Origin of the sequence: Halochromatium sp., from assembly GCF_046541315.1 — a bacterium.
GTDB lineage: Bacteria > Pseudomonadota > Gammaproteobacteria > Chromatiales > Chromatiaceae > Lamprobacter.
The window spans coordinates 1-22285 of sequence record NZ_JBKHDN010000017.1 but is presented as its reverse complement, the minus strand read 5'-3'; the positions used below and the strand labels follow the sequence as shown (position 1 = coordinate 22285).

21 protein-coding genes are annotated in these 22285 nt (G+C 65.3%); 13 read left to right on the top strand and 8 right to left on the bottom strand.

What is annotated here, in order from left to right; genetic code table 11:
* On the bottom strand, window positions 1-260 hold a 260-nt coding region (locus ACLFQI_RS02465; protein WP_410757231.1), incomplete at its 3' end, for a zinc ribbon domain-containing protein.
* A gap of 64 nt (window positions 261-324) precedes the next feature.
* On the bottom strand, window positions 325-1752 hold the full coding sequence (cysG, locus tag ACLFQI_RS02460; protein WP_410757230.1) for a siroheme synthase CysG: 1428 nt from the start codon (window positions 1750-1752) through the stop codon (window positions 325-327).
* Window positions 1753-2041: 289 nt separating this feature from the next.
* Between cysG and ACLFQI_RS02455 the strand changes: the two genes are divergently transcribed.
* From ACLFQI_RS02455 to dsrE2, 3 genes are all read left to right on the top strand, one after another.
* The gene (locus ACLFQI_RS02455; RefSeq protein WP_410757229.1) at window positions 2042-2368 is read left to right on the top strand and encodes a rhodanese-like domain-containing protein; all 327 of its coding nucleotides are present in this window, start codon (window positions 2042-2044) and stop codon (window positions 2366-2368) included.
* A 163-nt stretch (window positions 2369-2531) separates the two neighbouring features.
* Entirely contained in the window at window positions 2532-2762 is a 231-nt protein-coding gene (locus ACLFQI_RS02450; protein WP_410757228.1) for a sulfurtransferase TusA family protein, read from the top strand.
* A gap of 63 nt (window positions 2763-2825) precedes the next feature.
* Window positions 2826-3305 carry a sulfur carrier protein DsrE2 gene (dsrE2, locus tag ACLFQI_RS02445; protein WP_410757227.1) on the top strand — a complete coding sequence of 160 codons (480 nt, stop codon included), beginning with the start codon at window positions 2826-2828 and terminating at the stop codon, window positions 3303-3305.
* Window positions 3306-3405: 100 nt separating this feature from the next.
* On the opposite strand, the gene ACLFQI_RS02440 is transcribed toward dsrE2, so the two are convergent.
* Window positions 3406-4722, bottom strand: coding sequence for an OmpP1/FadL family transporter (locus ACLFQI_RS02440; RefSeq protein WP_410757226.1), 1317 nt, complete (start codon window positions 4720-4722; stop codon window positions 3406-3408).
* A 220-nt stretch (window positions 4723-4942) separates the two neighbouring features.
* Between ACLFQI_RS02440 and ACLFQI_RS02435 the strand changes: the two genes are divergently transcribed.
* From ACLFQI_RS02435 to ACLFQI_RS02425, 3 genes are read left to right on the top strand one after another with little or no spacing between them, the layout of a single operon-like run.
* Window positions 4943-5848 (top strand): LysR family transcriptional regulator, encoded by a 906-nt coding sequence (locus ACLFQI_RS02435; protein WP_410757225.1) that lies wholly within the window; start codon window positions 4943-4945, stop codon window positions 5846-5848.
* A 55-nt stretch (window positions 5849-5903) separates the two neighbouring features.
* The gene (locus ACLFQI_RS02430; RefSeq protein WP_410757224.1) at window positions 5904-6359 is read left to right on the top strand and encodes a hypothetical protein; all 456 of its coding nucleotides are present in this window, start codon (window positions 5904-5906) and stop codon (window positions 6357-6359) included.
* A gap of 22 nt (window positions 6360-6381) precedes the next feature.
* On the top strand, window positions 6382-7452 hold the full coding sequence (locus ACLFQI_RS02425) for an AI-2E family transporter (RefSeq protein ID WP_410757232.1): 1071 nt from the start codon (window positions 6382-6384) through the stop codon (window positions 7450-7452).
* 52 nt (window positions 7453-7504) lie between these two features.
* On the opposite strand, the gene ACLFQI_RS02420 is transcribed toward ACLFQI_RS02425, so the two are convergent.
* From ACLFQI_RS02420 to trxA, 4 genes are all read right to left on the bottom strand, one after another.
* On the bottom strand, window positions 7505-8956 hold the full coding sequence (locus ACLFQI_RS02420; RefSeq protein WP_410757223.1) for a glutamate-cysteine ligase family protein: 1452 nt from the start codon (window positions 8954-8956) through the stop codon (window positions 7505-7507).
* A 44-nt stretch (window positions 8957-9000) separates the two neighbouring features.
* Window positions 9001-9669, bottom strand: coding sequence for an N-acetylmuramate alpha-1-phosphate uridylyltransferase MurU (murU, locus tag ACLFQI_RS02415; RefSeq protein ID WP_410757222.1), 669 nt, complete (start codon window positions 9667-9669; stop codon window positions 9001-9003).
* Window positions 9670-9695: 26 nt separating this feature from the next.
* Window positions 9696-10952, bottom strand: coding sequence for a transcription termination factor Rho (gene rho, locus ACLFQI_RS02410; RefSeq protein ID WP_410757221.1), 1257 nt, complete (start codon window positions 10950-10952; stop codon window positions 9696-9698).
* A gap of 191 nt (window positions 10953-11143) precedes the next feature.
* Window positions 11144-11470: a thioredoxin TrxA gene (gene trxA, locus ACLFQI_RS02405; RefSeq protein WP_410757220.1), complete on the bottom strand. Its 327-nt coding sequence runs from the start codon at window positions 11468-11470 to the stop codon at window positions 11144-11146.
* A gap of 433 nt (window positions 11471-11903) precedes the next feature.
* Between trxA and ACLFQI_RS02400 the strand changes: the two genes are divergently transcribed.
* The 7 genes from ACLFQI_RS02400 (at window position 11904) to ACLFQI_RS02370 (ending at window position 21209) form a co-directional block, all read left to right on the top strand.
* Window positions 11904-13544, top strand: coding sequence for a DEAD/DEAH box helicase (locus ACLFQI_RS02400; RefSeq protein ID WP_410757219.1), 1641 nt, complete (start codon window positions 11904-11906; stop codon window positions 13542-13544).
* A 125-nt stretch (window positions 13545-13669) separates the two neighbouring features.
* A complete protein-coding gene (locus ACLFQI_RS02395; RefSeq protein WP_410757218.1) occupies window positions 13670-14728 on the top strand; it encodes a thioredoxin family protein in 1059 nt (352 codons plus the stop codon).
* A 223-nt stretch (window positions 14729-14951) separates the two neighbouring features.
* Entirely contained in the window at window positions 14952-17048 is a 2097-nt protein-coding gene (gene pta / locus ACLFQI_RS02390; protein ID WP_410757216.1) for a phosphate acetyltransferase, read from the top strand.
* On the top strand, window positions 17045-18244 hold the full coding sequence (locus ACLFQI_RS02385) for an acetate/propionate family kinase (RefSeq protein ID WP_410757215.1): 1200 nt from the start codon (window positions 17045-17047) through the stop codon (window positions 18242-18244). The genes pta and ACLFQI_RS02385 overlap by 4 nt, the downstream gene beginning before the upstream one ends.
* Window positions 18245-18341: 97 nt before the next feature.
* Complete coding sequence (ilvB, locus tag ACLFQI_RS02380; protein ID WP_410757214.1) at window positions 18342-20105, top strand: biosynthetic-type acetolactate synthase large subunit; 1764 nt, start codon at window positions 18342-18344, stop codon at window positions 20103-20105.
* A gap of 183 nt (window positions 20106-20288) precedes the next feature.
* Window positions 20289-20735 (top strand): hypothetical protein, encoded by a 447-nt coding sequence (locus ACLFQI_RS02375; protein WP_410757213.1) that lies wholly within the window; start codon window positions 20289-20291, stop codon window positions 20733-20735.
* 171 nt (window positions 20736-20906) lie between these two features.
* Window positions 20907-21209: a 4a-hydroxytetrahydrobiopterin dehydratase gene (locus tag ACLFQI_RS02370; RefSeq protein ID WP_410757211.1), complete on the top strand. Its 303-nt coding sequence runs from the start codon at window positions 20907-20909 to the stop codon at window positions 21207-21209.
* A 29-nt stretch (window positions 21210-21238) separates the two neighbouring features.
* Here the strand turns inward: ACLFQI_RS02370 and ACLFQI_RS02365 are convergent.
* On the bottom strand, window positions 21239-22285 hold a 1047-nt coding region (locus ACLFQI_RS02365), incomplete at its 5' end, for a polyphosphate kinase (protein ID WP_410757210.1).

The following is a 22285-nucleotide window of genomic DNA, read 5'->3' as shown; positions in this document are numbered from 1 at the left end:
TCGAGTCCGCAAACCCCGGTCGGGCAGCAGCCACCGGCGCCACAGGCGGGCGCTGGCGCGGCGCCGCTGCCGAGCGCGCTGCTCGAAATCAGATTGCCGCCGGTGGCCATGCGGCTAACCGGGGTCGATGCTGGAGTATCGCCACAGGGGATCTCGGCGCGCGCGCAGAGTTCGCCCCAGGTGCTGATCGTCTCGCTCATGCGATGGTTGACCTCGACCACTTGGCCGTTGCTTTCACAGCAATAATCGTAGGTTGGCATGGATGGATCTCCGTTTATCCGTTGTCACTGATAGCATGCGATTATAGCAATCAAGGGCGATCATTCAGTCGCCGGGAAGGATCGGCGTCGTCGCCCCTTGTTCCGGGTCGGGCTCGGTGCTGAACCAGGCCAGTTTGTCGCGCAAGCGCACCACCTCGCCAACGATGACCAGGGTGGGCGGTTGTGGCGGGTCCGCCTCGACCTCCGCCAGGATGGTCGCCAAGGTGCCGACATAGACCTTCTGCATGTGGGTGGTGCCCTGCTGCACCAACGCCACCGGCATTTGCGACGAGACGCCGTGCTCGACCAATTTATCGACGATCTGCGGCAGGCCAACCAGGCCCATGTAGAACACCACCGTCTGATTCGGCTGTGCCAACTGGGGCCAGTTGAGATCGATGCTGTGATCCTTGAGGTGGCCGGTGACGAAGGTCACCGACTGCGCATAGTCGCGATGCGTCAGCGGGATGCCGCCATAGCAGGCGCAGCCATTGGCGGCGGTGATGCCGGGCACGACCTGGAAGGGGACGCCTTCGGCGGCCAGGGTGTCGATCTCCTCGCCGCCGCGGCCGAAGATGAAGGGATCGCCACCCTTGAGTCGCAACACACGGTGGCCTTCCTTGGCGAGGCGGGCGAGGAGCCGGTTGATCTCTTCTTGGCGCATCGTGTGCTGGTTGCGCTGCTTGCCGACGTAGATATGCTCGGCATCGCGGCGCACCATGTCGATGATCGGCTTGGCGACCAGACGGTCGTAGACCACCACATCGGCCTGCTGCATCAGACGCAGGGCGCGGAAGGTGAGCAGATCCGGGTCGCCGGGACCGGCGCCGACCAGATAGACCTCGCCGCTGCTGGCCTGGGTGCCAGCGGCGAGTTCGTGTTCCATCGCTACCCGGGCCTCGGCCAGGTGGCCGGAGAAGATGCGCTCGGCGACCCCGCCTTGCAGCACCCGATCCCAGAACCGGCGGCGGTCGCGCTGCTGGTCGAAGCGCGCCTTCACCTTGTCGCGATAGTCGGCGCAGAGTTCGGCGAGGCGCCCGTATCCGGCCGGCACCAGGGACTCCAGCCGCGCCCGGATCATGCGCGCGAGCACCGGCGAGGCGCTGCCGGTGGAGACGGCGACCACCACCGGCGAGCGGTCGATGATCGACGGCATGATGAAGGTACAGTCCTCGGGTTGGTCGGCGACATTGACCGGAATGCCGCGCGCGTTGGCGAGGGCGGCGATGCCACGGTTGATGTCACGATCGTCGGTGGCCGCGATCACCAAGCGCATGCCCTCGATGTCGTCTTCTTGGAAACGACGGACGTGATAATGGATCTCGGTCTCGTCGACGCGCGCGCGGAATTCCGGCGCCAGCGCCGGAGCGACGACGCTGATCTCGGCACCGGCGCGCTTGAGGTTTTCGAGCTTGCGCAGCGCGATCGGGCCTCCGCCCACCACCAGGCACGGCTTGGCTTTGATATCCAGGAAGATGGGCAGGTGTTCCATCGTTGAGAAGGCCTCTCGGGGCGAAACTGTCGTGATCGAAAGCCGCTCGCTCGCGTCGCTGGCCTCGGCGCACTCGGCCCGGGCTTGCGAGCGGGCCAGCAAAATGGGGCTTGCGAGCCGGTGAAGGGCTGGAATCGGGCGCCAACCAGACCAATGATGATACCTCGTCAGCAGGCTGTCTGGGGGCTGCCTGGGGGCTGCCTGGGGACCATCGCCGCGGCCAGCGCCGGCGACGTAGCCTTTCGAACATGTTAATATACTGAAATACTTAGTGATTGGGTAGCCTAAGGTGATCACAGAGATTGATTCCGAAACCCTGAAGTCGCGCCTGAGCCAAGGCGACGAGATCCTGCTGGTCGATGTCCGCACGTCCTCGGAGGTGGCCCAAGGAGCCTTGCCGAACGCCATCCACATCCCGATGGCGGTCCTTCCGGTACGCGCGGCGGAGTTGCCGCGCGAGCGCGAGATGGTGATCTATTGTCGCAGCGGCGCGCGCTCGTATCACTGCTGCCAGTTTCTGGCCCAGCAGGGATTCGACAAGGCCCTCAATCTACGCGGTGGCATCATGGCCTGGGCCCGCCACGGCTACGCGTTCGAGCCAATCGGTGGCGCTTGAGCCTGCGATGACGAATCCGATGCGCCGCCCCGGCTGTTGCCTTTTTGCCTGGTTTCAGCTAAAAATCAGCAGCTTCGTTTGTGCTAAAATACTAAAGCAGAAACGTCGGTCTTAGACTAAAACGGATCTCCCGTTTTTCAACACAGAGTGCGAGGTTTATTCGATGGCGGACTTCGATCAAGAACTGGACGCAAGCGGTCTCAACTGCCCCCTGCCGATCCTGCGTGCGAAGAAAACCCTCAATGGCATGGAGGCGGGGCAGGTGCTGCATGTGATCGCGACCGATCCCGGCTCGGTCAAGGACTTCGATGCCTTTTCCAAGCAGACCGGCAACGAACTGATGGAGTCGAAGGAAGACGGCGGCAAGTTTCACTTCATGATCAAGAAGACCTGATCCGCGGCCGACCTCTTACAACACAACAGGGGCTCGGCCGCCGGGCTCCACTGGGAGGAAACGATGGATGACAAGAAACTGGCCATCATTGCCACCAAGGGGTCGCTCGATTGGGCCTATCCCCCCTTCATCCTGGCATCGACCGCCGCCGCGCTCGGTTACGAGACGCAGATCTTCTTCACCTTCTACGGCTTGCAGCTGCTGAAGAAGAAGCTCGATCTGCGGGTGACGCCGCTCGGTAATCCGGGGATGCCGATGCCGATGGGCATGGATAAGTGGTTTCCGGTCCTCGGCATGACCCTGCCCGGGATGCAGGGCGTGATGACCGCGATGATGAAGAAGAAGATGAAGGACAAGGGCGTTGCCAGCGTCGATGAGCTGCGCGAACTCTGCCAGGAGGCGGACGTGAAGATGATCGCCTGTCAGATGACGGTCGACCTGTTCGATATGGATTCCTCGGAATTCATCGACGGCATCGACTATGCCGGCGCCGCGGCCTTCTTCGAGTTCGCTGGCGAGAGCGATATCTGTCTCTACATCTAGGCGCTGGCCGGGCATAAAGGCAAGGCCGCTCGGTTCGGAGCGGCCTGTCGCCAGGCGCGGCGGGGTTGGCGCGCCCGGGAGGGGGCGGTCCCGCCCTCGGTTAGAAGACGTCGAACGACTTGCTGACGGCGAGCCCGATGAGATGCGCGCTGGCCTCGTAATCGCCGTCGATCGCCTCGCTACCGTTGATCTCGGCACCGCCGAGATAGGGCGTCTCGCTGCGGTACTCGCGTTCTTCGAACCTGACGTACATGTAGCTGGCCTCGATCTGCCAACCATCGCCTAGGTGGTGGCCGATGCCGATCCCGAACAGGTGACGATCGTGGTCCGGAACCCGGGCGCTGAAATGCGCATCCCCCTGCGGCGTCTCGTCGTAGGAGTAGCCGAAGCGCAGTTGCGTCCGTTCACGGGGCTGATAGGTGATGCCGAGTCGATAGGCATTGGCGTCTTCCCACTCGTTGCGATCCTCGAGCAGGATGGCACCGTCGCGATCGCCGGTGACCCTGATCCGCTCGAAGCTGCTCCAGCCATTGCGGGTCCAATCGATCTCGACCGCGAGCGCTGGCGTGAGTGCGTAGCGGGCGCCGAGCTGAAGCCGCCACGGCAGGTCCAGATCCAGCTCGGCGGTTTGACTCGGTGGCAAGGCGCCGATGACGAGCAGCGTTGGATTCAGCACGCTGTAGCTGCCGGTGACATTGATGGTGGCGCCCGAGTGGACGTTGACCCCGGCGCTGAAGGGTCCCTGGGCGTAGAGCGCGCCGAGATTGAACCCCAGCCCAAGGCCGTCACCCTCGAGCTGGGTGATCGATGAGTTGAGTTTGGCCGACTTCACCCAGTAGATATCGGCGCCGGCGGCGATGGCGAACGTATCGGAAAGGGCGTAGGTCAGCGTCGGCACGACATCGAGGATCTCGAGAGTGCTTTGCGTCGGCTGGGGACTGGCGGGCACGCTGCCGCCTGGACCGGCGGGTGGCGCTGGCAGCGGGATGCTGGCGGTCAGCGGCGCGAAGGTGCCGGTCTTCCAACGCGTTTCCAGGCCGAAGGGCGTATTCACGCTGAGCCCGGCCGACCAGCGCTCATCGAGCCTGATGGCGGCTTGCAGCATGGGGGCGGCCAGCCAGTCCGCGCCCGCACTGTCGCCGCTGCCAGTGCGGGTGTCGACCGAGAACGCCGGCCCGATCAGCAGGCTGCCCACCGACAGCCAGCTTTCGTCGTGAAAGGCGAGCGCCGCCGGGTTGTAGGGTACGGCACCACGGTCGACGGGATTGGCGACCAATGCATTGGCGGTGGCGATACCCATTGCGGAGAGTTCCGGCACCGCGAACCCGGACGCCGAAAGGTTCGATGAAACGCAGACGCCCAAGAGCGTACAGGCGGTCACTCGATGCGACCAGCGACGATTGCGTTTTCTAGGCATCTGGACGGTCTCCTCAATCCGGCTTTATCGGTGTTATCGGTGTTATCGGTGCGGGTTCTCGCGGGCGCTCGCATGAATCCGTCGCGAATCTACATGAGTCTGTTGTAAACATCCAGACTTGTTGTGAATCTGCCGTCGCGTCTAGTATAAAATGAGGCGACGGGCCGAGAACCAGCGCCTGTGCGATCAGATCCCCGGCGAGATGGGCTTCGAGGAGAGCATGGCAGACCGCAGACTGCAGGTGTTTCACACGGTTGCACGCCTGATGAGTTTCACTAAGGCGGCCGAGGCGCTCCACATGACGCAGCCGGCGGTGACCTTTCAGGTCAGACAGCTAGAAGAGCAATTCAATACCCGGCTGTTCGATCGTGGCCGAAACCGCATCAACCTCACCGATGCCGGCAGCCGTGTATTCGAGTACGCGGATCGAATCTTCGCGCTCTATGCCGAAATGGAGCAGGGCGTGCGCGAGCTGACTGGCGACATCAGCGGCTCGCTGACGATCGGCGCGAGCACGACCATCGCCGAATACATGCTGCCGACGCTGCTCGGTGACTTCAAGAAACGTTACCCGGAGATCGCCATCCATCTGAAGGTCTCCAACAGCGAGGGGATCGTCTCGCTGGTCGAGCGCAATGCGATCGATCTCGGCGTGGTCGAATCGCCGGTCGCCAATCGCAACCTGGCGGTCGAGCGCTGCAAACAGGATGAACTGGTGGCCATCGTGCCGCCCGGCCATGACCTCGCCGGGCTTGGCCCGGTGGCGTGCCGGCGGGTGCTCGACTACCCCTTCATCTGCCGCGAGGAGGGATCGGGCACGCGCGAGGTGATCAACGATTATCTCGATGGGCTGCTCGGAGGGGCGGGCGCGCTCAAGGTCGCCATGGAGCTTGGCAGTCCGGAGGCGGTCAAGGGCGCGGTCGAAGCCGGCATGGGGGTTTCCATCGTCTCGAAGACGACGGTTCAAAAAGAACTCAAGCTTGGAACCTTGGTGGCGTTGCGCCTGGAGCCGCCGCTGTTCCGGCCGTTCTCCTTCGTGCATCAGAAACACAAGTTTCGCTTGCGCCTGATCGAGGAACTGCTCGAACTCGCCCGCACATACTGCAAGGATTGCACCCCCCGGTAATGGCATGACAGGGGTCTGATCCGTATGGATGCGGGGGCTGACCGCGGAGACCGAGATGATCCCAATGGAACGCGCCTCGGCGCATGAGCGCCGCATGCTGAAGATCCTGCGCGCCCTGAATGCCCAGGATCGAGCCACCCTGATCGCCTTTGGCGAATTTCTCCTCGCCGGCGGGGCCAGCCTGGACGCGCCGGGGATCGAGGGGGCGCCGGTTGCGGCAGCGCCCAGCGCCCCACGGCATGAACCGCGCCCGCCGGCTGAGCGCCCGATCGCCGCCATCAAGCGCCTGCGTCGCGTCTACCCGATGCTCGATCCCGGCGAAATGCTGCCTGAGACCTCGGCCCTGATGGCCGCGCATGTGCTGCAGGGACGCGATGCCGGCGAGGTGATCGATGAACTCGAGGTCTTGTTCGCGACGCGTTACGAGAGCCGGTATGGTGAGCGCGCCGGGGCGCCAGAGGCGGGGTTGGATTCGGACGCAGGGCCTGACCAGGATGCACGATCCCTCTGAAGCAAACGCCTCGGCCATGCCCATGCAGGCCTTGAACCGCTGGCTGGGTCGGTTTTTCTCCGATCCCCAGATCCTGTTCTTGGTCTCCGTGCTGCTGGTCCTGTTCGCGATCCTGCTGTTCTTTGGCCGGATGCTGACACCGGTGCTGGCGAGCATTGTCATCGCCTACCTTCTCGAAGGACTGGTCGGCATCCTGGAACGCCGGCGCTGGCCGCGCTGGCTGGCCGTGTTGGTGGTCTTCACGCTCTTCATGCTGTTCGTGGTGTCGATGCTGCTGGGCGTCTTGCCCGCGGTCTCGCGCCAGATTCGCGATCTGTTGCAACAGCTCCCGGCCATGCTCGCCCACGGCCAGCGGGCGCTGATGCAGTTGCCCGAGCATTACCCGGATCTCATCACCAGTGCTCAGATCGAAGAGCTGATTGGCAGTATCCGGCGCGATATCGCCGGCCTCGGGCAGCGCTTGCTGTCGTTGTCGCTGTCCTCCGTGGTCGGCGTGATCACGCTGTTGGTCTACCTGATCCTGATGCCCCTGCTGGTATTCTTCTTCCTCAAGGACAAGGCCCTGATCCTGGCCTGGTTCCGACAGTGGCTGCCGCGCCACCGGGCGATTGCGAGCGATATCTGGAAAAAAGTGGATCGGCAGATCTCGAACTATGTCCGCGGCAAGGTCTGGGAGATCCTCATCGTCTGGGCGGTGAGCTTCGTCACCTTTTCATTGTTTGGGCTCAACTATGCCCTCTTGCTCTCGGTGCTGGTCGGGCTCTCGGTGATCATCCCCTATATCGGCGCCTCGATCGTGACCGTTCCAGTGGTGCTGATTGCCTGGTTCCAATGGGGCTGGGGGCCAAGCTTCGTCTGGCTGACCGTTGCCTACAGCGTCATCCAGGCGCTGGATGGCAACGTGCTGGTGCCGCTGCTGTTCTCGGAGGTCGTGGATCTGCACCCGGTCGCGATCATCGTCGCGATCCTGGTCTTTGGCGGCCTCTGGGGCTTCTGGGGGATCTTCTTTGCGATCCCGCTTGCGACCCTGGTGCAGGCGATCCTGAGTGCGTTGCCGCAGCACATCGAGACCGAACGTGCGAAGGGATTGTGAACCGGTGCCTGGTGAGTCCTGGGGGCGAATCCTGGGGGCGAGTCCCACGCGCTCAATCCAGCGTCCACTCGTGCACCGGCTTGCCGGTGGCCTGCAAGGCCAGGTAGGCCTCGGTCAACGCCGCCATGTCCGGGCCGTGCTTGGCCACCCAGGCGCGTTGCCAGTGGGCGCCGGTGCGGCGGGTGCGGGCCCGCGCCGCGATCACCCCGAGCCAGTCATCGATCTCGCTTTGGTCGATACCGAGTGCGGCCAGTCCGCGGCGCGCCTTGGGCAACACCCGCTCAAGGATGAGCCGATGGATCGGCATGCGCTCGCGGCTGTCGTACCAGAGGATCTCGGCCGCGAGTCCATAGCGGGCGGCGAGATAAAAATTGACCCGGGCCTGATTGAACGGCAGCGCCCGCTCCGGCGGCGCGGGCTCGCCCGCCAGGCAGTGCACGGCGCCGAAATACAGCGCGGCATTGGCGATGTTGTCGATCGTCGAGGGGCCCGCCGCGGTGACCCGATGCTCCATGCGCAGATGCGGCCGTTGGTGGCCGTTGACCTCGGGCTCGAAGCCGATCAACGGCCGATTCCAGCGCCAGATGGTGCCATTGTGCAGACGCAGGTGCGCGAGTCGTTCCAAGGGCTCGTCCATCAGATGCGGCAACAGCACCGGATAGCGCTCGATGTTGGAGCGGAAGCAATCCATTACCGAGCGTCCCGCGTAGCGGATGCCAAAACCCACCCGCTCGCGCAATGGGCTGTCGCCGACCGAGACCGCTTGCTCGAACAGCGGGATGCGGGTCTCGTACCAGAGTTCACGCCCGAACAGATAGGGCGAGTTGGCGCCGATCGCCACCGAGATCGGCGCTAGCAGCTTGGAGGCGTTGAAGACCCGCGCCGATTCGGCGGCGCCGATCTTGATATGGATCTGGAACGAGGTCGCCGCCGCTTCGAGCATGACATCGGGTTGCTCGATGGACAGCGGCCGTTCGCCCTCGATCTCGAGTCGGATCGGCTGGCCCGCGCGCAGGCGCAGGATCTGCTCGTTCAACGCGCGATAGCGCGGACGCGGCGTCATCTGCGCTGGCCCCAGATGCTCCGGGCGCAGACTGGGCAGGATGCCGATGGTACCGATCCGCGCATCCAGCGCGGCGGCCGCGGTTTGGCAATGCGCCAGGGTCCGCTCGAGTTCGGCGTGGAGTCGGCTCAGCGCCTTGCCGGCGAGGGGCTCCGGGGTGCTGTTCAGTTCCAGGTTGAAGCGCGCCAGCTCGGGCACGATGAGCGGATCCTGGACCTGTTCGAGGAAGGCATCGATCACCGGCGCCGGGGTCTGATCGCGGCGATCGATCAACCAGGCCTCGAGTTCGAAGCCACCCGTCCGCTCGTTTGGGCACTCGCTGTCGGCGAAGGCGTCCTCGGCGAACCAGCGTTCGAGCAACGCGGTCTCGGCCGTCAGGCGGGCCTCGAAGGCGTGGAAATCGGCCTCGGTGAATGCATGGTCCTGGATATCCTGGCCCATCGTTGGTTGCCTCCGGTCCAGCGCACGGCGGCCTGCCGCTGCGATCAAGGCTTCCTTAACATGCCATCGAGGGCCTGTAAACGCTCCGGGGTGCCGATATCGAACCAAATCCCGGTATGGTGCAGGCCACCGCAGCGACCAGCGGCCATGGCTCCACGCAGCAAGGGCGCGAGCGGGAAGGCGCCAGGCGCGCAGTCCGCGAACAGCTGCGGACGATAGAGGCCAATGCCGGCGAAGGTCAGCCGAGGGCCGCCGTCGAGCCGCGCGCGTCCAGCACGGAGCGCGAAATCGCCGGCGGGATGATGCGGCGGGTTATCGACCAGGACGATCTCGGCCAGGTCTTGCGCATCGAGGCACAAGCGGCGGTAGTCGAGATCGCACCAGATGTCGCCATTGACCACCAGAAAGGGCGCCGCGCCCAATAACGGCAGCGCCCGCTGAATGCCGCCGCCGGTCTCCAGCGCCTGGCCGGGACCTTCGGGGGAATAGCGGATCTGTACCCCGTGGGCGCTACCGTCGCCCAACGCCTGCTCGATCCGCGCGCCGAGATGCGCGTGATTGATCACCAGCTCGCCGATGCCGGCGTCACGCAAGCGCCGAATCTGATGCACGATCAGCGCCTCGCCGCCGACCTCCAGCAATGGCTTTGGGGTGTGGTCGGTGAGCGGGCGCATGCGCGTGCCGCGCCCGGCGGCGAGGATCATCGCCTTCATCAGGCACGTTTGGTCGGTGCGCGCATCTAGCCCCGCATCGAGTCGAAGAACTCGTTGTTGGTCTTGGTGGTCTTGAGCTTGTCGAGCAGGAACTCGATCGCCGCCAACTCATCCATCGGGTGCAGGATCTTGCGCAGGATCCACATCTTCTGCAGTTCCGCGGCCGGCATCAGCAACTCCTCGCGGCGGGTGCCGGAGCGGTTGATGTTGATCGCCGGGAAGATGCGCTTCTCGGCGATGCGCCGGTCGAGGTGCAGCTCCATGTTGCCGGTGCCCTTGAACTCCTCGTAGATCACATCGTCCATGCGCGAGCCGGTATCGACCAACGCGGTGGCGATGATCGACAACGAGCCGCCCTCCTCGACGTTACGCGCGGCGCCGAAGAACCGCTTCGGGCGCTGCAGGGCGTTGGCGTCGACGCCGCCGGTCAGCACCTTGCCCGAGGAGGGCACCACGGTGTTGTAGGCGCGCGCCAGGCGGGTGATGGAGTCGAGCAGGATGACCACGTCACGTTTGTGCTCGACCAGGCGCTTGGCGCGCTCGATGACCATCTCGGCGACCTGCACATGGCGCGTGGCCGGCTCGTCGAAGGTCGAGGAGATCACCTCGCCGCGCACCGAGCGCTCCATCTCGGTGACCTCTTCCGGGCGCTCGTCGATGAGCAGCACGATCAGGAACACCTCGGGATGGTTGTGCGCGATCGACTGGGCGATGTTCTGCAGGATCATCGTCTTGCCGGCCTTGGGCGGCGACACGATCAGGCCGCGCTGGCCCTTGCCGATGGGCGCGATCAGGTCGACCGTGCGCGCGGTGAGATCCTCGGTGCTGCCATTGCCGACCTCGAGCCCGAGCCGCTGCTGGGCGAACAGCGGCGTGAAGTTCTCGAACAGGATCTTGGTCTTGGCGTTCTCGGGCCGGTCGAAGTTGATGTCGCCGACCTTGAGCAGCGCGAAGTAGCGCTCGCCATCCTTGGGCGGGCGGATCTTGCCGGAGATGTTGTCGCCGGTGCGCAACGCGAAGCGGCGGATCTGGCTCGGCGAGACGTAGATGTCATCGGGGCCAGCGAGGAAGGACGCGGCCGCCGAGCGCAGGAAGCCGAAGCCGTCCGAGAGGATCTCGAGCACGCCATCGCCGTAGATATCCTCGCCGCGTTTGGCCTTGGCCTTGAGGATGGCGAAGATCAGGTCCTGCTTTCGGGAGCGGCCGACGCCCTCGAGTTCCATCGACTGCGCAAGCTCGACGAGCGCAGGGACGGGCATCTGTTTTAGCTCGGTGAGATTCATGGATGGCTTATTCGACGGCAGTCGGGGGAATTCCCCGCGCGATGATGGCGACGGATTGGAGGGGGACGAGTCGGGCTCGCTGGCGGTGGGGGTTTCGGAGTCGGTCGGATGGCTGGGCTCCGTCTCGATGGTGCCGGATCGGTTGCGCGTGTGATTCCCGGGCCGGCGCCGGGGCCGCGTGCGTGGCTGGTTCAAAGGTTACTATCGATGAAGACGGTCAGTTGGGATTTCGAGACCGCGCCGACCTTGATCGCCTCGGCCTCGCCGTTCTTGAACAGGATCAGGGTTGGGATGCCGCGCACGTTGAAGCGCTCGGTGACGGCGCGGTTCTCGTCGATATCGAGCTTGGCAACCTTGAGGCGTCCCTCGTACTCCTCGGCGATCTCCTCGAGCACCGGGGCGATCATCTTGCAGGGTGCGCACCAGTTGGCCCAATAGTCGACGAGGACGGGTTGGTCGGACTGCAGCACCTCGGGTTCGAAGGTGTCGTCGGTGACATGGACGATTCTGTCGCTCACTTCGGTCTCTCCAGGTTGGGGGGTGTTGGACGCATGGCGATCTTGGGTTCGGCGCCAACGGCGATGCCCGTCAAACGTGACGATGTCGATGTCAGTGGTGATGCCAACGGCAACATAACGCTGAGGGGCTGAATCCCGCGCGGCGACGCGAACTCGATGCTGGAGCGGGCTGCGAGAGCAAAACCGTCCGTTGGCTGGTCCACTGTGGCCGCGCCGGGATGATGCTTGTCACGGTCGTGATGCGTGTGGCCGAAATCGCTCTCGTCTGATGCTCGATGAGTGGCGCGTCGAGACGGGATGGGGCGGGTGGGTTGGCTGGCGCAAAGGCCGCCGCCAGCGTTAGGATGCTATTTGAGCTGAACAGATCAAGTTTTGCAAGCCGCCGTTAACAACGTTTGCCGGCGCGCGCCCATCCTCATCCTTATGGTCATCCATGTCCCAGACTCATCTCACTGCGACCCGTTTCGATCAGTTCGATCTTCATCCCCGCATTCTCGCCGGCCTTGAGGCCGCCGGGTTCCGCTATTGCACCCCGATCCAGGCCGAGACCCTGCCGCTCGCGCTCGCCGGCCAGGACATCGCCGGGCAAGCGCAGACCGGCACTGGCAAGACGGCGGCCTTTCTCGTGGTGGCGTTGCAACGCTTGCTGCGGTCGGACATGCCCCCCGCCGCGGACGGCCCGAGCGCGGCCGCGGCGGCCGCCGATCGCCCTGAACCCGATGCCGCGCCGGACGCGGAGCGCGATGATAGCGCGCGCGAGACCTCGCGGCCACCGCGCCAGCCGCGCGTGCTGATCTTGGCGCCGACCCGCGAATTGGCGATCCAGATCCACAAGGACGCCAGGCTGCTTGCCGCGCAGACCGACTTCCGGCTCGGCCTCGTCTATGGCGGCACCGGCTATCAGGCCCAGCGCGATGAGGTCGCCGCCGGTGTCGATCTCCTCATTGGCACCCCGGGCCGGCTGATCGATTATCTCAAGCAACGGGTCTTCGATCTGCGCCATATCGAGACGGTGGTGCTCGACGAGGCCGACCGCATGTTCGATCTCGGTTTCATCAAGGATATCCGCTTCGTGCTGCGGCGCCTGCCGCCGCCGAGCGAGCGGCTCGGCATGCTGTTCTCGGCGACCCTGTCCTATCGGGTGATGGAGCTTGCCTACGAGCACATGAACGATCCGCAGATGGTCGAGATCACGCCGGAGCGGGTGACCGCCGAGCGCGTGACCCAGCGCGGCTACATGGTGGCGAACAACGAGAAGGTGCCGCTGCTGATCGGCCTGCTGCGCCGGCTCGAAGGCGCGCGAAGCATCGTTTTCGTCAACACCAAGCGCGAAGGCGAGCGGGTCTGGGGCTATCTGGAGGGCAATGGGCTCAAGGCCGCGATGCTCTCCGGCGATGTGCCGCAGAAGAAACGCCTCAGCCTGCTGCGGCAATTCCAGGACGGCAAGCTCGCGACCATGGTCGCCACCGACGTCGCCGCGCGCGGGCTGCACATCCCCGGCGTGACGCATGTCATCAACTATGATCTGCCGGATGATGCCGAGGACTATGTGCATCGCATCGGCCGCACCGCGCGCGCCGGCGAGGCCGGCGAGGCGATCAGCTTCGTCTGCGAGAGCTATGCGATGGTGTGGCCCGATATCGAGGCCTTCGTCGGGGCACGCATCCCGACCAGCACCGTCGAACCCGAATGGCTCGCCGAGGTCGATCCCCAGAGCCGGGTCAGGGTCGAGCGGCGTGCGCGCGACGGTGGGCGTGATGGCGGAAGCGGGCGCGATGGCAGGCGCGGGCGCGACGGCGGGCGCGATGCCGGTCGGGGCGCGGGCGCGCGTGGGCGAGGGGGCCCAAGGCGTGAGCGGCCAGCGCAAGCCGAGCCGGAACGCCACCCCAAACAGGCTCCATCTCCGGCCACCGAGGCGGCTGCTACCGGCGCTGGCAGCGGATCCTCCGCAACAAACGGCGCGGCATCGACGGCTGGGCCGGCCGCCTCGGCAGGCGATGCACCGAAGAAGCGCCGGCGTCGGCGCCCGCGCCGGGGTTCGGCGGGGCAGCCTGAACCGACGCCACAAACCTGAGTCTCAGCACTGAGTCTCAGCAGTCTCAGCGCTGAGTCTCACCAGCAAGCGCTGCGCCTGATCCGCTGCTCGTCGCCTGCCCGATGCGCTTGCGTCCTGTCCTAGCCTGTGGAGCCGATCGCTCGATGTCCGATTCAAGACCTTCCCGTCCGGTCGTCCGCCTGCCGTCGAGCCTGTTTGCGCTGGCGGTGCTGTTACTGGCCTGGGCCGGCTCGGTGCCCGCGATGGCCAACGATGAGGCCGATGCCTATACCTTCGATGACAGCCCGCGCGATACGCCGTTGCGCTATCCGTCCTGGTTCAATGACCCGTTCCTCGATCTGCAAGCCGATCTCGAGGCGGCGCGCGACGCCGATAAGGGCCTGATCCTGTACTTCGGTCAAAAACGCTGCGCCTACTGCCATCGGCTCATCAATGTGAACTTCGGCGCCGAGGCGGACATCGTCGAGTACACCAGGGACCATTTCGAGGTCACGCCGATCGATATCTGGGGCGTCGCCGAGGTCACCGATCTGCGCGGTCGGACACTCACCGAGCGCGATTTTGCTCTGCGCGAGGAGGCCGAGTTCACGCCGACGCTGATCTTCTACGACGCGCAAGGCAGCGAGGTCTTGCGCTTGCGCGGATACTATCCGCCCTATCAGTTCCGCGCCGCGCTGGAGTATGTGGCCGATGCGCACTACCGCGACGAAACGTTCCGCGACTATCTCGCGCGTGGCGACAATCGCATGGTCTTCGATGACGCCGATCTGCATGATCAGCCCTTCTTTCAGTCGCCGCCGTATGATCTCGATCGCAGTCGTGTCGCCGCCGAGCGGCCCCTCGCGGTGTTCTTTGAGCAGGGCGATTGCCATCCGTGCGACGTCCTGCATGGTCAGTCCCTGCAGGATCCGGCGATTGCCGAGGGTTTTGCCAGCCTGGACAATGTCCAGCTCGATCTGTGGGCACCAACGCCGCTGATCACGCCCGCCGGCGAGCGCACCACGGCACGCGACTGGGCCTCGGACCTGGGGCTGTTCTACGCGCCGGCGGTGATCTTCTTCGACGAGCAGGGCGATGAGATCCTGCGCTTGGATTCGGTGGCCGGTTTCTATCGGCTCGGCAACGTGCTCGACTATGTCACCAGCCAGGCCTATCGGCAGGAGCCGAGCTATCAACGCTGGCGCCAGCGTCAGCTGCGCTAAGCGCGCTCGCCGCATCCGTCGCGCGCGCGGCGAGGCCGCGGGCGCGGTGGCTGCTCGCTGTCGCGGCCAGCGGCCGCAACGCACTTTACATGCCTTTGGAAAGCGGATCGACAGCCCGGCCGTCAACGCGCCGTAACCTGTCGCTTGTTCGTTTGAGGCATGATCATTGGACGCTACACTGGTGACCGGCCACACCGGCCGGGACCCATGGAGATGGTTGTTTATGCACAGTATCTACATCGCCGGCGCCGGATCGGGCAGCGGCAAATCGGTGATCGTGCTCGGCTTCATGGAGATGCTGTCGGCGGTCAATCGCCGCGTCGGCTTCTTCCGGCCGGTGATCAGTGGCTCGGTCGAGCAGGACAGCCTGACCAGCTTGATCCGCGATCGCTACGATCTGCCGTTCCCGGCCGAGATGCTCTACGGCTGCACCGCGCAGATGGCCAGCGAACTCGCCGCCGCCGGCCATTACGACGAGCTTTTGAAGCTGATCCTGAACAAGTTCATGCTGCTCGACGAGCAGTGCGATCTGGTGCTCTGCGCCGGCACCGATTACGACGGCCTGGTGCCCTCGCTGGAATTCGACTTCAACGCCGATCTCGCCAACAACTTCGGCTGCAGCATCGTGGTGGTGGTCAAGGGCTTCCAGCGCAGCTCCGAGGAGGCGCTGCACGCGGTGCACATGGCGCACGAGTCGATGATCAACCGCGGCGGCGATCTGCTGGCGACGGTGGTCAACGGCGTGCATCCGGACTATGTCGACGTGGTCAAACGCCGCGCGCAAGCGGTGCTGCCGCGCACCGAGACCCTGCACGTGCTGCCCGAGACCGAGGCGCTGTCGAAACCGACCATCGGCGAGATCCACAAGATGCTCGGCACCGAGCTGGTCTGCGGCGAGGCCGACGCGCTCAATCAGGTGGTCAGCAACTACAAGGTCGCGGCGATGGAGGTGCCGGACTTCCTCAACTATATCGAGGATGGCTGCCTGATCATCACCGCCGGCGATCGCAGCGACATCATCCTCGCCAGTCTCGCCGCCGATGTCGCCGATTCCTTCCCGCGCGTCGCCGGGCTGCTGCTCACCGGCGGGCTGAAGCCGGCCGAGAACGTCCAGCGCCTGCTCGCGGGACTCCGTCGCAGCAAGGTCGCGGTGCTCTGCATCGGGCTCGATACCTTCCGCACGGCGCTGGCGGTGAACCAGGTCGAATCGGTGATCCTGCCCGGCGATGAGCGCAAGATCGCCGCCGCCCTGGGCGTGTTCGAGAGCGCGGTCGATATCAAGGGCCTGCAAGAGAGCATCGCCTCGCACGAGGCGGTGCGGGTGAGCCCGTTGATGTTCGAGTACGAGCTGATCCATCGCGCCAAGTCGCAGCAAAAGCGGATCGTGCTGCCCGAGGGCCAGGACGAGCGCATCCTGCGCGCCGCCGAGATCCTCAGCCTGCGCGGCGTCGCCGAGCTGATCCTGCTCGGCAATCCAGACAAGATCCGGCGCCGGGCCGGCGAACTCGGCCTGCAGCTCGAGGGCATCCAGATCATCGACCCGGTCACCTCGCCGAAGCGTTCCGAGTATGCCGCCATCTACCACGGCCTGCGCGCGCACAAGGGGATCTCGGAGCAGATCGCCTTCGACGCGCTCGAGGACGTGAGCTATTTCGGCACCCTGATGGTCTATACCGGCGATGCCGACGGCATGGTCTCGGGCGCGCAGCACACCACGCAGCACACCATCCGGCCGTCGTTCGAGACCATCAAGACCAAGCCCGAGACCAAGCTGGTCTCGAGTGTGTTCTTCATGTGCATGCCGGATCGGGTGCTGGTCTATGGCGACTGCGCGGTGAACCCGAATCCGGACGCCGAACAGCTTGCCGATATCGCGATCACCTCGGCCGGCACCGCCGCCGCCTTTGGCGTCGAGCCCCGCATCGCCATGCTGTCCTATTCCACCGGCTCGTCCGGCAAGGGCGCCGATGTCGAGAAGGTCCGCGAGGCGGTCGCGATCGCGCGCCAGCGCCGCCCCGATCTCAAGCTGGAGGGGCCGATCCAGTACGACGCCGCGGTCGATGCCAGCGTCGCGCGCTCGAAGATGCCGGACAGCGAGGTCGCCGGACAGGCGACGGTGTTCATCTTCCCGGACCTGAACACCGGCAACAACACCTACAAGGCGGTGCAGCGCAGTGCTGGCGCGGTGGCCATCGGTCCGGTGCTGCAAGGACTGAACAAGCCGGTCAACGACCTCAGTCGCGGCTGTACCGTCACCGACATCGTCAACACGGTCGCCATCACCGCGATCCAGGCGCAGACCGTCGAGGAGGCCTCATGAAGATCCTGGTGCTCAATTCCGGCAGCTCGTCGATCAAGTTCCAGCTGTTTCGCAGCGACGACTGGAGCGTGCCGGCGGCCGGCGCGGTGACCCGCATCGGCGAGCCCGAGGCGGTCCTGCGCTGCCATTGGACCGATGCCAGGGGCAACGCGCAGACGCTGGAGGAACGCGCCGAGATGCGCGACCACCAGCAGGGGTTGCAGCGCATCGCCGGCGCCCTGGCGCGCAGCGGCGCCTTGGCGGACCCCGCCGAGCTGCTGGCGGTGGGCCACCGGGTGGTGCATGGTGGCGAGGCCTTCCATGCGCCGACCGTGGTCGATGACGACATCATCGCCGCGATCCGCCAGGTGATCCCGCTGGCGCCGCTGCACAATCCGGCCAATCTCGATGGCATCCTGGTCGCGCGCGCGTTGTTTCCGGATACCCCGCAGGTCGCGGTGTTCGATACCGCCTTCCATCAGACCATGCCGCGCACCGCCTACCGCTATGCGATCCCGGATCACCTGTATCGCGAGCATGGGGTGCGTCGCTACGGGTTCCATGGCACCTCGCACCATTATGTCGGCCGGCGCGCCGCCGAATGGCTCGGCAAGCCGTTCGAGCAGTGCAATCTGATCACCCTGCATCTGGGCAATGGCGCCAGCGCCACCGCGATCCGCGAGGGCAGCAGTCTCGATACCTCGATGGGCATGACCCCGCTCGAAGGCCTGGTGATGGGCACCCGCTGCGGTGACATCGACCCGGCGGTGCCGTTCTACCTGAGCCGGCAGCTGGGGCTCGATAACCGCGCCCTCGAGGATCTGTTCAATCGCCAGAGCGGGCTGCTCGGCCTCTGCGGCGATAACGATTTGCGCGAGATCCAGCGCCGCGCCGGGGCGGGCGACGAGACCGCCGAGCTGGCGCTCGGCGTCACTGCGCATCGGCTGAAAAAGTACATCGGCGCCTACCTCGCCGAACTCGGTCGGACCGATGCCTTGGTCTTCACCGGCGGCATCGGCGAGAATTCGGCCGAGCTGCGCGCGCGCGCCTGTGGCAACCTCGAGCACCTTGGCCTCCGGCTCGATGCCGAGGCCAATGCCGCCGCTTCGAGCGAGGAGCGGGCGGTCTCAGCCCCGGAGAGCCCGATCCGGATCCTGGTCATCCCGACCAATGAGGAGCTGCAGATTGCGCGCGAGGCGCTCGCGGCGGTCAGCTGAGTCGCGGTTTTGATTGGCGCCGATCAACCCGAGCAGCGGCGGGCCCGCTATCATTAAGGGTTCCCTCTTCGACCCCTTTTGACTGATTCGATTGCCGATGAAAGATTCCAGCAGCCCGTATCCTACCGGCGCCGCCTTGCTCTTCGACGTCCTGCGGGATCTTGGGGTCGAGGTCATCTTCGGGCATACCGGCGGCGCGGTGATCCCGCTGCATGTGGAATTGAACAAGCGCATGCGCCGCGGCGAGCCGGTGCCGCGCTTCGTGCTCTGTCGGCAAGAGGGCGGGGCGGGCCATGCGGCCGAGGGCTATGCGCGCGCGAGCGGGCGGGTCGGAGTCGCGCTCGCCACCTCCGGGCCAGGGGCGACCAATCTCGCCACCCCGATCGCCGACGCGCATAAGGACTCGGTGCCGACGGTGTTCATCACCGGCCAGGTACCGAGCCACGCGATCGGCAGCGATGCCTTCCAGGAGGTCGATACCGTCGGTTTCACGCGGCCGATCTCCAAGCACAATTATCTGGTGCGCGACGTCAATGATCTCGAGTGGATGCTGCGCGAGGCGTTTGCGCTCGCGCAACATGGTCGCCCAGGGCCGGTGGTGGTGGATATCTGCAAGGATGCGCAGTTGACGCCTTGCGTGACCCCGCGTGTGGCCCGGCGCCGGCATCGCCCGGAGATCCCGTTCGAGGCCGCGCGCGCCGATGCCATCCTGGAGGCGCTGAGCGCCGCCGAGCGGCCGGTGATCAAGGCCGGCGGCGGCATCATCCACGCTGGCGCCGCCGCCGCCCTGTGTCGTTTCGCCGAACGCTTCGAGGTGCCGGTCACCACCACCTTCAACGCGCTCGGCGCGGTGCCGTTCGACGCGCCCTATTATCTCGGCATGCCGGGGATGCACGGCAGCGTGCCGGCCAACTATGCGCTGCGCGATGCCGATCTGATCCTCAGCCTGGGCGGGCGCTTCGACGATCGGGTCGCGGTCAAGGACTTCGCCCTGGGGAAGCGCATCGCGCACGTCGACATCGACCCCTCCGAGATCGACAAGACGATCAAGACCGATCTGCACCTGGTCGCCTCGCTGACCGCCTTCTTCGATCATGCGTTGGCCAGCACGCGGCAGGCGCGCCATCCGCGCTGGCTTCAGCAGGTGGGCGAGTGGCGCCAACAGTTGCCGTTACCCTACGGCAGTGGCGATTACATCAAACCGCAAGCGGTGGTCGACGCGCTCTCGGAGCTGACCGCCGGCGCTGCGACGCTGGTCACCGGGGTCGGCCAACATCAGATGTGGTCGGCGCAATATTATCGCTTCCAACGCCCACGGCAGTGGATCAGCTCGGGCGGCCTGGGCACCATGGGCTTCGGCCTGCCGGCGGCGATCGGCGCCTGGTATGGCCATCCGGATCGACCGGTGGTGCTGATCGACGGCGACGGCAGCTTCCAGATGAACATCCAGGAGCTGGCGACCGTGGTCGCGAACGCGATCCCGCTGAAGATGTTCGTGCTCAACAACAGCTTCCTCGGCATGGTGCGCCAATGGGAAGACATGATGGACGGCGGTCACCACTACGAGACCTGCCTGGCGCGGCGCCATGACTGCGATCCGGATTGCATGGCGCTCGATCAGACCTGCCGGCGCCAGATCCCGAACCTGCTCGGACTCAAGCAGGTCTATCCGCGGCTCGAAACCTTGCGCGTCAAGGAGCCCGGGCGCTTGCGCGAGGTGCTCGCGCAAGCGCTGGCAATGCCCGGCCCGGTGCTGGTCGACGTGTGGGTCGACAAGGCCGAGGATGTGCTGCCGATGGTGTTGCCCGGCGGCCGGTTGGAGACGATGATCGAGTCTGCGGACGTCCTCGCCAGGGCCTGACGCCGGGCCGCGCCGAGGGTCGGCACCGGCGGGCGCTCGCTTGGTGGCCGTTCGTCGCTTCCTTCGTGCCATCACCGTTGCTATGCTAGTCGCCATAAGCAAAAAAACGACTGGACCACCAAGACCCGAACCACCAAGACCCCCTGAGGGGGCAATCCATCGCTTTTGGAGGATCACTGCGCCATGACTGCCTTTTCCCAACTGCACGCCCAGAACCATAAGATCACCGAACTCTCGAATGTCTTTCTCTACCTGATCCAGAGTCGGGAGATGTGCGACACCGAGACCGCCTGCGATGTCTTCTTCGAGTACACCGGCAAGGTGCGCGAGCACATCGAATTGGTCGATCGCGAACTCTGCGGGCGCTTGATCTCGTACCCGGATCAATCGGTGAAGAACACCGCGAGCCGTTTCCTCTCCGGCTCGACCGAGATCAAGCGCATCTTCAACAAGTACCTGAAGGACTGGTGCTCGGAGCCGCATCGCCGGCTGCAGATCCGGGACTACGACGAATTCCTCGCCGAGACCGAACAGATGTTCGCGTTGGTGCTGGATCGCATCCAACGCGAGACCGAGCATCTCTACCCGCTGATCCGCAAGCTCGAAGAAAAGGACAAGGTTGCCGCCTGAGCGATCGGCGCTGGCGTCCCGCGCGGCCGTCCGCTGATGCCGACGGCCGCGCGGGACGCGATCCACCTTGGCCGGCGGCCATCGACAACGACCCAGCGTTCGCCGGCGGCGCGTTCAAGGAAGCCGCCAGCGCGCGCTTGCTACCAAACGCTTTGCATTTGGAGGCCAACCATGCACCGAGCCCTGCTCGACGACAACGCGATTGCAACCTCGTTGCAGTCACTCAACGCCAGTGCCAGCGTGCCCTGGACCATCGACAACGGCAAGCTGCACAAGACCTTCCAGTTCCGCGACTTCAGCGAGGCCTTCGGGTTCATGGTCCGGGCCGCGCTCGCGGCCGAGTCGATGGACCATCATCCGGAATGGTTCAACGTCTACAAGACCGTCCGCGTCGATCTGGCCACGCATGCTGTCGGCGGTCTGACGGAATTGGACTTCGAGCTTGCGACGCGGATGGAGGCGATGGCGGGCTAGCGCGCTGGCGTGGCTTTTGCCCGAGCCTCTCAAGAGCTACTCGCCAGCCGATGCTCGAAGTGGCTGAGCAAGCGCGAGCGCAGGCTTTTCTCCTTGTGCTTGGCCGCAGCCGCGAGGCGTTTCTCGGCCACGCCCATCAGGATCTCCTGCGCGCCCTTGGCGTGTTCGTCATCGGGCTGGCGTTGCACATAGCTGCCGTCTGGCTGCATCTCCCAGGCCGAGCGCTGATCGGCCAACTGCACATCGAGGATCAGCCGCAGTTCCTGGCGTAGCTCCGGGTTCTCGACCGGGGCATGGACCTCGACCCGGCTTTCGAGGTTGCGCCGCATCATATCGGCCGAACCGATCAGGTATTCCTCGTCGCCGCCATTGCGGAAGTAGAGGATGCGGCCATGCTCGAGAAAGCGCCCGACGATGCTGACCACGCGCGCGCTCTCGCTCAGACCGGGCAGCCCGGGCCGGAAGCGGCAGGTGTCGCGCACGATCAGGTCCACCTTGACGCCGGCGCGGCTGGCCTTGTAGAGCGCGCGGGCGATGTCCGGGTCTTCGAGCGCGTTCATCTTCATCTGGATCAGACCGCCGCCCCGCTCGCGCTCATGCACCGCGATCTCGCGCTCGATCTTCTCCAGGATGCCGCGCTTGAGGGTATAGGGCGCGGTGAGGATCTTGCGGTAGCTCGGCGGCGGCGAGTAGCCGGTGAGGTAATTAAAAAGCTCGGTCAGGTCCTGGCCGATGTCCTCGTCGCAGCCGAACATGCCGAGATCGGTATAGAGCTTGGCGGTGCCGCCGTGATAGTTGCCGGTGCCGATGTGGTAGTAACGGCGCAGCTGCGAGTAGTCGCGGCGCACCACGAAGATGAGCTTGCAGTGGGTCTTGAGGCCGACCACGCCGTAGGTGACATGGATGCCCTCGGCCTCCAGGCGCCGCGCCCAGCCGATATTGGCGGCCTCGTCGAAGCGCGCCTTGAGTTCGACCATCACCGCGACCTGCTTGCCGTTGCGCGCGGCCTTGATCAGCGCGTCGAGGATGGCGCCGCCCGAGGTCCGGTACAGGGTCATCTTGATCGCCAACACCTT

Coding starts and splice junctions, on each gene's coding strand:
- cysG (WP_410757230.1), bottom strand. CDS start 1,752: ATGGAACACCTGCCCATCTTCCTGGATATCAAAGCCAAGCCGTGCCTG.
- ACLFQI_RS02450 (WP_410757228.1), top strand. CDS start 2,532: ATGGCGGACTTCGATCAAGAACTGGACGCAAGCGGTCTCAACTGCCCC.
- dsrE2 (WP_410757227.1), top strand. CDS start 2,826: ATGGATGACAAGAAACTGGCCATCATTGCCACCAAGGGGTCGCTCGAT.
- ACLFQI_RS02440 (WP_410757226.1), bottom strand. CDS start 4,722: ATGCCTAGAAAACGCAATCGTCGCTGGTCGCATCGAGTGACCGCCTGT.
- ACLFQI_RS02435 (WP_410757225.1), top strand. CDS start 4,943: ATGGCAGACCGCAGACTGCAGGTGTTTCACACGGTTGCACGCCTGATG.
- ACLFQI_RS02430 (WP_410757224.1), top strand. CDS start 5,904: ATGATCCCAATGGAACGCGCCTCGGCGCATGAGCGCCGCATGCTGAAG.
- ACLFQI_RS02425 (WP_410757232.1), top strand. CDS start 6,382: ATGCAGGCCTTGAACCGCTGGCTGGGTCGGTTTTTCTCCGATCCCCAG.
- ACLFQI_RS02420 (WP_410757223.1), bottom strand. CDS start 8,956: ATGGGCCAGGATATCCAGGACCATGCATTCACCGAGGCCGATTTCCAC.
- murU (WP_410757222.1), bottom strand. CDS start 9,669: ATGAAGGCGATGATCCTCGCCGCCGGGCGCGGCACGCGCATGCGCCCG.
- rho (WP_410757221.1), bottom strand. CDS start 10,952: ATGAATCTCACCGAGCTAAAACAGATGCCCGTCCCTGCGCTCGTCGAG.
- ACLFQI_RS02400 (WP_410757219.1), top strand. CDS start 11,904: ATGTCCCAGACTCATCTCACTGCGACCCGTTTCGATCAGTTCGATCTT.
- ACLFQI_RS02395 (WP_410757218.1), top strand. CDS start 13,670: ATGTCCGATTCAAGACCTTCCCGTCCGGTCGTCCGCCTGCCGTCGAGC.
- pta (WP_410757216.1), top strand. CDS start 14,952: ATGCACAGTATCTACATCGCCGGCGCCGGATCGGGCAGCGGCAAATCG.
- ACLFQI_RS02385 (WP_410757215.1), top strand. CDS start 17,045: ATGAAGATCCTGGTGCTCAATTCCGGCAGCTCGTCGATCAAGTTCCAG.
- ilvB (WP_410757214.1), top strand. CDS start 18,342: ATGAAAGATTCCAGCAGCCCGTATCCTACCGGCGCCGCCTTGCTCTTC.
- ACLFQI_RS02375 (WP_410757213.1), top strand. CDS start 20,289: ATGACTGCCTTTTCCCAACTGCACGCCCAGAACCATAAGATCACCGAA.
- ACLFQI_RS02370 (WP_410757211.1), top strand. CDS start 20,907: ATGCACCGAGCCCTGCTCGACGACAACGCGATTGCAACCTCGTTGCAG.